This window comes from Chryseobacterium sp. 2TAF14, from assembly GCF_052115105.1.
Classification (GTDB): domain Bacteria; phylum Bacteroidota; class Bacteroidia; order Flavobacteriales; family Weeksellaceae; genus Chryseobacterium.
Genome location: NZ_JBFRGA010000138.1, coordinates 1 through 8,792, shown reverse-complemented (window position 1 = coordinate 8,792; position 8,792 = coordinate 1). Strand labels below are relative to the sequence as shown.

General features: G+C 33.5%; 7 protein-coding genes. 5 read left to right on the top strand and 2 right to left on the bottom strand.

Translation table 11 applies throughout. The features are described from left to right. From AB4Y90_RS13090 to AB4Y90_RS13070, 5 genes are all read left to right on the top strand, one after another. Positions 1–963 (top strand): nucleoid-associated protein (locus AB4Y90_RS13090; protein WP_441558011.1); only part of this gene is annotated, 963 nt, incomplete at its 5' end. Between the two features lie 37 nt (positions 964–1,000). Continuing rightward, positions 1,001–2,725 (top strand): RDD family protein, encoded by a 1,725-nt coding sequence (locus AB4Y90_RS13085; protein ID WP_441558010.1) that lies wholly within the window; start codon positions 1,001–1,003, stop codon positions 2,723–2,725. A 217-nt stretch (positions 2,726–2,942) separates the two neighbouring features. Further along, the gene (locus AB4Y90_RS13080; protein WP_441558009.1) at positions 2,943–5,150 is read left to right on the top strand and encodes an ATP-binding protein; all 2,208 of its coding nucleotides are present in this window, start codon (positions 2,943–2,945) and stop codon (positions 5,148–5,150) included. Positions 5,151–5,159: 9 nt separating this feature from the next. After that, positions 5,160–5,711 (top strand): biliverdin-producing heme oxygenase, encoded by a 552-nt coding sequence (locus tag AB4Y90_RS13075; protein ID WP_441558008.1) that lies wholly within the window; start codon positions 5,160–5,162, stop codon positions 5,709–5,711. 161 nt (positions 5,712–5,872) lie between these two features. Then, positions 5,873–6,799, top strand: a complete 927-nt coding sequence (locus tag AB4Y90_RS13070; protein ID WP_408089121.1) for a malate dehydrogenase — start codon at positions 5,873–5,875, stop codon at positions 6,797–6,799. Between the two features lie 71 nt (positions 6,800–6,870). Here the strand turns inward: AB4Y90_RS13070 and AB4Y90_RS13065 are convergent, their stop codons facing one another. Next, entirely contained in the window at positions 6,871–7,311 is a 441-nt protein-coding gene (locus AB4Y90_RS13065; RefSeq protein ID WP_441558007.1) for a hypothetical protein, read from the bottom strand. Positions 7,312–7,409: 98 nt separating this feature from the next. Continuing rightward, positions 7,410–8,792: glycine-rich domain-containing protein (locus tag AB4Y90_RS13060; protein WP_441558006.1), on the bottom strand; the 1,383-nt coding region annotated here is incomplete at its 5' end.

The following is an 8,792-nucleotide window of genomic DNA, read 5'->3' as shown; positions in this document are numbered from 1 at the left end:
TCACTTATCCTTTCACAGGAAGAGCTTGAGCTGGATGAAGGCACGGCAGAAATGCTTGAAAATTACTTTTTAGGTTCTTTTAAAACGGAAGAAACATATCAGTTTTACAGCGATTCTTATTTGGTAAACAATCCGGTTTTCAGCTCGGTTTCTGAAATTTTTGATGACAAAGCCAAGTTCCTTTGGGAAGCAGAAAATATTGCAAAACATCTTTTCGAAGCTGCAGAAAACCCACGAGTTCAGGGTGGAGAATTATTTATCGTTTTCTTTGAAGATGAAAGAGAAAGCGAAGAAAGAGTAGATAAAATAGGGATTTTTAAAACTGAAAAAAGAGATTCTTTCTTAAAGATATTTCCTAAAAATGAGTCTTTCGAGATTGAAAAAGATCAGGGAATCAGCCTTTCAAAAATCGATAAAGCAGCGCTGATTTACAATAACAATAAAGAAAGCGGCTACGTACTTTCTGTGGTAGACAACAATAAAAACGGCGACATGTATTACTGGTTTGAAGATTTCCTGAAGGTAAAGCAGCGCGACGACGAATATTTCCACACCCAGGAAGCTTTAATGGTTTATAAAGATTATATCACAAAACAGCTTCCGCAGGAATTTGAAGTTTCAAGAGCAGACCAGGCTGACTTTCTGAACCAGTCTATCAATTTTTTCAAAGAAAAAGAAGAGTTTAAACTTGATGAATTTGCTGCCGAAGTTTTGAAAGACGAACATGTGATCGAAAGTTTTAATAATTTTAAAACCGATTACGAACAGGATATGCAGATCAACATTGCCGAAGAATTCCCGATCAGTGAAGCGGCAGTGAAAAAAACTCAGCGACATTTCAAAAGTATTATTAAATTAGATAAAAATTTTCATATCTATATTCATGGCGACCGCAAAATGATAGAGCAGGGTCAGGATGAGAAAGGGAAATTTTATATGCTTTACTTTGATAAGGAAGTGTAAGAAAAAGTTTTAAAAACAAGCTTTCAAAAAGATTTTTATGGGGAAAAACTACAAATTGATTGCCATCTCTTCGCTGGTAATATCCGTTATTGGGATTATTTCATGTTTATATTCGTTTTACGGAGTCTGGAAAGGAGCTTCCGGATTTAATGCGGTTCCGGGAATCGTTCGGTTTCTGTTCTCTTTTACAACGCTGAACCTCAATTTTACCAATAGGTTTGAACATATCGAAATCTGGAATTTTGTTTTCTATGTTCTGCTTTTCATCGGCGGGCTTCAGTTTATTAAGTCAAAAGGCAAAGAGACTCGTTTTGTGGGTTTTGTTTTTTCTGTGATTTTTATCAACGCTATTATTCTGTCTTTGCAAAGTATTTTACATAAGCTGCTTGTTTTAAAATGGACAGAAATTACCTCTTTGCAGAAATTTTTCTCGGTCTTTGGTTTTGTAATTTTAGCGGCAACTCTTTATATCAGTTATCAGGTTTTAAAAACAATTAAAAATCAGAAGCAAATTGATATTGTAGAAACCGAGACGAAAACTACCGTTACAGATACCGGAAAATGGCAGCGTTTTTTCCATTGGCTGATTGATCTGACGGTGATGTCGCTTATTTTAATTCCGTTTTTGATCACTTTAGGATATTGGTTGATGGATTCCGGAGTTCTTAGGGATAGCGAAACCTTCAGAATGTTTTTCAGGAGCAGATTTTCTTTGTATGTCATTATCTTTATCTTTCTTTTTATTTATTATCCAATTTCGGAAATCCTTTTCGGAGCCACTCCGGCAAAGTTTTTAACGGAATCAAGGGTTATTAATTCAAAAGCAGAAGCGCCAAATTCTTCTACAATTTTCCTGAGAACTTTATGCCGGAATATTCCGTTTGATGCATTTTCTTTTCTCGCTAAAAGAGGATGGCACGATTCGCTTTCTGAAACGTATGTGGTGAAAGAGAAAAGAGCAGGTTTTAAAACCAATAAACTCTTGTGGATTTTACCCATTTTGGCAATTTATCTTGCTTTTATGTATTTAGGGAAAAATTATTATGCTGAATACAAATCTAACCAGGAATATAAAAAGGAGACTTCGCAAAAATTGCAGTTCTTGGAATCTGAAATTAAAAATCCCAATATTCACCAGTTTTTTGTGGTAAACGATATTAATTATTATGGTAAAATAAACAATTACGGTTTTAAAATTGAAAAAATTGAGGGCAATGAAATTACCATTAAAAGAATTATGGGTGAATTTCTTTCAGAATCGAATTATTCTCAGGCAAAATATCTTTATCAGCAACAGAAAGATACGGCAAAAACATTTATCATCCGAAAAGACGAGTTGATGAAAATTTTCCCGAATGATATGAATGAATATTACCATCCTGTAAAAACATTAGAATTTTTTGAACCGGGAATCGCTTATAATATCGAAAATGTTTATGATCTGGATGCTCCGTTTTTAGAAGCCGCAATCGGGCGGCCAGACCAGGATTACCAATCTGAAAAAGCCTCAGTGTATTTTACAAATCTTGGCGGTGCAGGAACAATTACCGCTATTAGGAATAACAACAATATTAAATGGAAAACAAAATTTCCGTTAAAAATAAGTAATGATATAAATGACCGTACCGTGATCGATGTTGAAAACTTTAAATCAGACGAAAAAAATATTTCGGAAATTGAGGTTTTGGATTCTTTAAATAAGAAACATCGCTATCTGTTTAAAAGCATGGGATTACAGGCTGAAATTAAAGAAATTAAATAAAATAACTCTACTTTTATTGTTAATAATTTGCTTTAAATTTATGATTTTATTTATCGAATTCTTTTAATAATTTTTTAAGTTTTATAAGTTAAGAACCAGGATATGTTTTAATAAATCATAAATATTGTTAATTAATTTTACAAATCTTCTATTACATACCACACGATAGCAGATTTAGAATAATATTTAACTACCTTTGAATATTATTACCACATTTATGAATTTTGTAGAATGTCATGATGAACCGATCCATATCCCGGGCTACATACAAAGTTTTGGATACTTGATTGGCATTGACACAGCTTCTCTTACCATTTCTTTCTTCAGCGAAAATATTTCAGAGGTGTTCAGAGTTGAGCGCATAGAAGATCTTTTCGGAAAAAAACTTTCACAGCTTCCTGAGCTTTTCAATACAGTGTTGGAATCTGATATTTTCAAAGATTCAGATTTTCTTTCCAGAAGAGAGAATGAAACCTATTTTGATAAAATTTTAATTGATGAGAAGCCTTTTCATTTTTCGGTATTTCGTACAAATGATTATATTTATCTTGAGTTTGAGGCGGTTAACCAAAACCATCGGAAAAGAATTACCAATAAATATGATAATTTTTACATCATAGATAACGAGCAGGAAATCTGGGATCAGCTTTTAGGAACACTGTCAAAAATTATTAATTACRACCGGATGATGGTATACAAATTTATGAGTGACGGTTCCGGAAAAGTAGTTGCAGAGAAAACCAATAATCATCTTGAAAGTTATAAAGGGTTGCACTATCCTGAGCACGATATTCCGAGACAAGCCAGGGAATTATATAAGAAAAAAAGAAAAAGAATTTTTTCTAATGTACATTCTGAGCCGATTCGTCTTTTAAGCCGTTCCGAAAAACAGATTGATCTTACTTTCGTAGCTTCCAGAGCAATGTCGCCTATTCATGGGCAGTATATCAAAAATTCGGGAGCTTCATCAAGTTTCAGTATTTCGATTATTATTGATGATAAATTGTGGGGACTGGTAACTTGCCAAAATTCTGAACCGAAGCACATTGATCTTGAAGATCGCGTACAGGCAGGAATTTTCACTGTTTTAGCATCAAATGCCTATTCTTCTTTTAAATCTAAAAAAGAATTAGAATACAGAATTGATCTTAATGAAAAACTCAATGCGCTTAAGTTTGAGTTTTTAAAGCACAATACGTTGTTCGAATCATTAGATTCTAATAAATCTCAATTGAGATTTATGCCAAAAGCAGATGGTTTGGCGATTGTTTCAGACAATGAAATTGTACTGAACGGAGTTACTCCCGATCGTAAAACCATTGAAAATATCATCAATTGGGCGTATCAGAATATGTCTGAAAATATATTCGTAAGCAACAGTTTCCTGAGAGATCATGGAGCTGAATTGGGCTTAACGACAGATGTTGCCGGAATTATTATTTATTTTATTGAAAGAAGCAAGAAAGAAATTTTAATCTGGTTCCGTAAAGAATTTGATGAACACATCAACTGGGCAGGAAATCCTGAAAAAAATATCAATGTAATTTCGAAAGATGGGGTAGAAACGCAGTTTGTTTCTCCACGTACGTCTTTCCAGATTTTTACAGAAAACATCCGCGGAAATTCTAAAAGATGGGGTTCCAAAAACGTGATTGCGGTACATCTTATCCGTGATTTGATTCTTGAAACTTCGCACAAGCAATATATTACCATAAAAAAGCTGAACGATCAGCTTAAAAAAGTAAATGAAGAACTAGACAGTTTTTCGTACACTATTTCACACGATTTGGGAACTCCGCTTACCGTGATGAAGCTGAATGCACAAATGCTGCTAAACAGCCTGACTGGGATTGCAGATAAAGATAAAAACAAAATCAATTCTATCATCGGCGAGATCGATAACATGGCTGAAATGATGCAGAATGTACTTCAGCTCAGCCGTGCAAAACACAGCGAAATACAGCTGGAAAGCATCGAGACGAATACGACCATTCAGAAAATTACCGAGAACGCAAAAATTACCTACGACAGCCAGAAAAGTTTAGTGGTAATTAAAGAATGTCCGGAAGTTTTGGCAGATAAAACGATGCTGCATCAGGTATTTTTAAATATTATCAATAACGCCGTAAAATATTCGTCTGACCGTGAACAGCCCATCATCGAAATAGAAGGTACAGAATCTGGTGATCAGATCATTTACCGCATAAAAGATAACGGCATCGGAATCCCGGAAGAAAACAAGCATAAAATGTTTAAAATTTTCAACCGAATGGATAATGCTAAAAAATTTAAAGGAAATGGGGTAGGTCTTTCAATTGTTCACAGGATTATGAACAGACTTGGCGGAAATGTAGATTATGAAAGTAATAAAGACGGAACCTGCTTTATTTTAACGTTTCAAAAACCTAAATTTGTGAAACTTTAAAATAATAATATGGTATCTGAATATCTGAAAAAAAATACAGCCGAGTATCACGATGCTGCTGAAAAGCTTTTTAATTCTGAGAAAATTTTTAATAAAACTTTCAGCTTAGAAGATTATAAGAAAATCATCAATACCAATTATCTGATGCTTCTTCACAGCGAAGAAAAAATATTCAATAATCTTTCTGAAAATTTTTCTGAAAAACTTCAATTAGATAAAAGAGTAAAACTTCCTTTAATCGAAAAAGATTTAGCAAGCCTGGCTTTAGAAAACCAAACGGCTTCTCACGATTTTCATTTGGAAAACGAGCATGAAGCTTTGGGAGCAATGTACGTGATTGAAGGTTCTACTTTGGGTGGAAATGTTATCGCAAAACAGCTTTCTAAAACTGAAGGTTTTGACAATGTTACATTCAATTTTTTCGGATGTTATCAGGAAAATACAGGTCCGATGTGGAAAAGCTTTAAAGAAGTTTTAGATACTGAAGTAGCTGAAGAAAATTACAACGAAGTGTTATTAGGAGCTAAAAAATTATATACGTTTCTTTTAAACGTTAATTAATCTCTCTTAAATAATAATTAAAATTCCCGAAAGATTGCTCAATTTTTCGGGAATTTGTACATTTGGGAAGCAAAAAATTAAACTAACAAATAAATAATAAAAGTAATATTGTGAAACTGTAAAGTTCCATAATTCTATTAAAAACAATAAATCAATATATTATGAAAGTAACTGTAGTAGGTGCAGGCGCTGTAGGTGCAAGTTGTGCAGAATACATCGCAATGAAGAACTTCTGTTCAGAAGTAGTTTTGGTAGATATCAAAGAAGGTTTTGCTGAAGGAAAAGCAATGGACTTGATGCAGACTGCATCACTTAACGGATTTGATACAAAAATTACCGGTACAACAGGAGATTACAGCAAAACAGCAGGTTCTCACGTAGCAGTAATTACTTCCGGTATCCCAAGAAAACCGGGAATGACCAGAGAAGAATTAATCGGTATCAATGCCGGAATCGTAAAAGAAGTTACTGAAAATTTAGTAAAAAATTCTCCGGAAGTGATCATCATCGTGGTTTCTAACCCAATGGATACGATGGCTTATCTTGTACACAAAACATCAGGTCTTCCTAAGCACAAAATCATCGGTATGGGTGGTGCTTTAGATTCTGCAAGATTCAAATACAGATTGGCTGAAGCTTTAGAAGCTCCAATCTCAGACGTAGACGGAATGGTAATCGCTGCTCACAGTGATACAGGAATGCTTCCTTTACTAAGCAAAGCAACAAGAAACGGGGTTCCTGTAACTGAGTTCCTTGACGAAGCTAAACAAAAATATGTAATCGAAGAAACTAAAGTTGGTGGTGCTACATTAACAAAATTATTGGGTACTTCAGCTTGGTATGCTCCGGGAGCAGCAGTTTCTGTAATGGTTCAGGCAATTGCTTGTGATCAAAAGAAAATGATCCCTTGTTCGTTAATGCTTGACGGAGAATACGGACAAAGCGATATCTGTCTTGGCGTTCCTGCAATCATCGGGAAAAATGGTGTTGAAAGCATCGTAAACGTTACTTTAACTGAAGAAGAAAAAGCTAAATTTGCTGAAGCTGCACAAGCTGTAAGAGAAGTAAATGGTGATTTGAAGTTTTAATTGATTAGACTTTATATAAATGAAATCCGCATCGTAAGATGCGGATTTTTATATTTACTAAGTCTTAATTTTTATTTTTTATATATTTCGACCAAATCATTATCATCTTTAATTTCGATATTTTGAAATCTTTTATTAATGATGATATACAATTTTCTGTGAGGTTTATCTTCAAATCTATTCATTGCTTTAGTAAGTACATCTTCAGGTGATTTTCTGTAATGCTCAACGAATAAATCCATGATTTTACTACTTGCTTCTTGCCATTCTTCAATAGATAAAGAATTGTCAAATAAAATTTTTATTACTCTATTGTTTTTTGCCTGTATTTCAAGAGCYACTGTTAAAGAATTATTATATGTTTTAGATAATTTTTTACTTGATTCTTTTGCTGCAATTAATGAAAAATTGAATTCCTTACCTTTCTTTAAATATTGAGAAATAAACTTTTTCAATAATTCATAATGATCTTTACCAACCTCAGATAAAATACTATCAAAATAAGGCTTCAATATATATACTCCAAATGCTGACGGAATAATCCATTCGAATGCATTAAATAATGGATTATTTTTATTGTCGCAGTATGAAATCTTATGAAAATTTTAGATTAATCTCCACCACAACCGCCACAGCTGCTGCAAGAACTTCCACCACAAGAAGAATCAGATGATGAGGTTCCGCAACCTCCACTTGAACCGTCGTAATTTGGCTTGGTTGTTAACGGAACAAAAGATGTCGTCAAAACGGCTGTTCCCAAAATAAAATAACTCCATTGCCAATCATTGCCGGTGTTTTTCTTTGGCAATATTTCGGTTCTGTATAAATCGGGTAAAATTTTAGAGCTGAATAAATTGGTAAGCCTGAATAAATATCCTATCATCATTAAACTCAAAATGATAACAGCAAAACCGATCAGCAAAACGGGTTTATCACGTAAAACTCCTGTTACCAGTCTGAGAAATCCAATCATAATTAATGATAGAAATACAACAAAATTCACAACAAATAATTGAGAAAAAGTTTTTGAGCGGCTAAAATATTTTTTAACAGCTTCCATCGATCTGATGATATTTGAAAACACAGGTTTTGCGATCAGCTGAATTAAAAAATTAGGGTAAGAAGTTTTTCCAAGCTCATTTAACAAATCGAGAACCTGTTGATGGTCTCGTGATTTTATCACTGTAAATTTGGTGGCGCTAATCGTTTTGTCTGCGTTTATTTTGATTGAGCCATTATCGATCAGTTCATTCACTGTTCCGTTGATGACAGGCGAAATATTTGTATTTTTAAGATAAATTAATTCATAAGGCTGAAGATCAAATACAAAAGAATCTTTATCAAATAAACGGATTGCCTGTGCAAATTTCCTTCGGTTATACCATTCCAAACTTATAACGGAAACTATAATTAATCCTAAAAATAAAATAATGAAATCGGGATTTTTAATACTGAGATATAATGGTTTCAGCAAAAAATAAAGCGGGAAAATTAGAATGATGAATGAGACGATTCCTACAATTAATGAAGTTCTCAGTTTAAATTTCGATTTTTTTAAATTCAAACTTTCAAATGGGTTTGCATGGTTCCAAATGTTGTCCGGTTGCGTTCCAAAATGTGTTTCATACAATTTTTCCGTTCGTTCTTTGGCAAGTTTAAATTTTTGAAAATCTTCTTTGTTGTGTGTGGAAGGAATGTGCTGAATCTGTTTTCCTAAAATCCCGCAAAATTCTGCATAAGATTTAGTAAAAATAAGGTGTTGATGCCAAACCGTGTCTACAATTTCAGATGGTGAAACCATCATCTCTGAAACTGCAGCCAGAAACATGAATTTTTTGTATTCTAAAATCGTTTGTTTTGTGAAGTTTTGCGTCCAGTAATTTTCATGAGCCAACCGCAGCGAAAAATCATATTCACTCGAAGGATGATCAAAATCAAACTCCTCAATTTTCTCCCAAAGATTTTTATTCATCATGTTTTTTGAATATTGCAC